The organism is Allobosea sp. 01N443, assembly GCF_056399325.1.
Window position 1 is genome coordinate 1 of the sequence record NZ_JBFTRC010000382.1, and the last position, 1,402, is coordinate 1,402.

A 1,402-nucleotide genomic window follows, 5' to 3' on the forward strand; every position below is an offset into this window, starting at 1 on the left:
GATGAATGAAGGTCAGATTCTTCTCGGCTTCGAGTTGCCGAGCATGTGCATAGGCCTCGTCGAAACTCTCACCATGCAATACCACGCGCCCGCCGAGCGCGCGCACTGCCTGGACCTTGATGTCAGGCGTGGTGCGCGGCATCACGATGCTCGCCTTAACGCCGAGCTTGCGAGCAGCAAGTGCCACCCCTTGCGCATGGTTACCGGCCGAAGCGCAGATCACGCCGCGTTCCATAGCCTCGGCCGCTAAGCCGACCATCTTGTTGTAGGCGCCGCGCAACTTGAATGAGAAGACCGGCTGAAGATCCTCCCGCTTGAGGCTGACATGTGAATTCAGCCGGGAAGAGAGGCGGGGCATCGGGTCCAGCGCGCTCTCGATCGCTACGTCATAAACCCGTGCGCCCATGATCTTGCGGATATAATCGTGCATGCAGGGCCAGTCCTATTCTCGGGTCCCTGCCGATAGTCGGCGGTGCGGCAAAGTCAATCGGGCGCAGCGAGTTCGCCGCTCCCTCTTTCTGCAGGCCTTATAATTCGGCGCCGCTAGGGCGGGGAGTCGACCTCGTTACCTGAGGTGATGGAAACTAATCTCGGCATAAGTATCCACTGTGGGAAGCGAACTCCCGCTGCTTGACGCGATTGTCTTGCGACCCGAGGTTGTGCCGTCCGAAACCCTTCACGCGAGTTGGCTGGGAATTTGATGGCGCACATTGAGCGGAACTATTCGGAGCTAGCTTTCCCGATAGGGGGCGACGCTCAGTCAAATTTCGCAGGTGCGCAAAGGACGCTCCCAATAACTTGGGTTCACACCATTGGATCCGGCGAGGGCCGGCTTCCGTCAATCTGCCGGGTGGCCGGAATTAGTCCTCGCACTGACGGTCTTCGCACGGGGCTGCCGCAATGAAGATCACAGGGCTTAAGGCGCTCCAGAGCAAGCTCAAGGATCTTGCGAGATTCGGAGCTGATCTCGATGGCGAGTTAACTCAAGTCACGTTTGAACCGAACGATCCGGCAAGCATCGAAGCTGCGATACAGGAAGCAGCTGATGCAGTGGACGCAAAAGCTAAGGCCTACCCACGCAACGAGATGGTCCAAAATCTCGCCGGCCAGGCGAAACCGGTTAGCCTCGCGTGTCGCAAATGAGCATTTCTGTTCTCAAGGCTTTGGACCGCTCTACCGCGGAAGCAGATAAGCGATTGAGATGCGCACCGCTGCGACCAACGCGAGCATGGGCTCATGCGCCGTCGGCATCGAAGGACGATGTTGTTCCCGGCAACATGAGAAAGATTTCTGATTATCTAGGTAACGTCGCTGGGGCGAGGAGGAGATTTAAACGCTTTTATTAGGGCTGTAAACGCACCAATTATGCCTGCGATGGCAATTAAAGCGGGAACGATAATCT

The 1,402-nt window shown here is 57.3% G+C and carries 2 protein-coding genes; one reads left to right on the forward strand and one right to left on the reverse strand.

The window, feature by feature from the left end; all coding sequences use genetic code 11:
- On the reverse strand, positions 1 to 430 hold a 430-nt coding region (locus AC1DRP_RS36525), incomplete at its 3' end, for a pyridoxal-phosphate dependent enzyme (RefSeq protein WP_476771134.1).
- A 470-nt stretch (positions 431 to 900) separates the two neighbouring features.
- Here AC1DRP_RS36525 and AC1DRP_RS36530 point away from each other — a divergent pair.
- Complete coding sequence (locus AC1DRP_RS36530; RefSeq protein WP_476771135.1) at positions 901 to 1,143, forward strand: hypothetical protein; 243 nt, start codon at positions 901 to 903, stop codon at positions 1,141 to 1,143.
- Positions 1,144 to 1,402 lie beyond the last annotated feature (259 nt).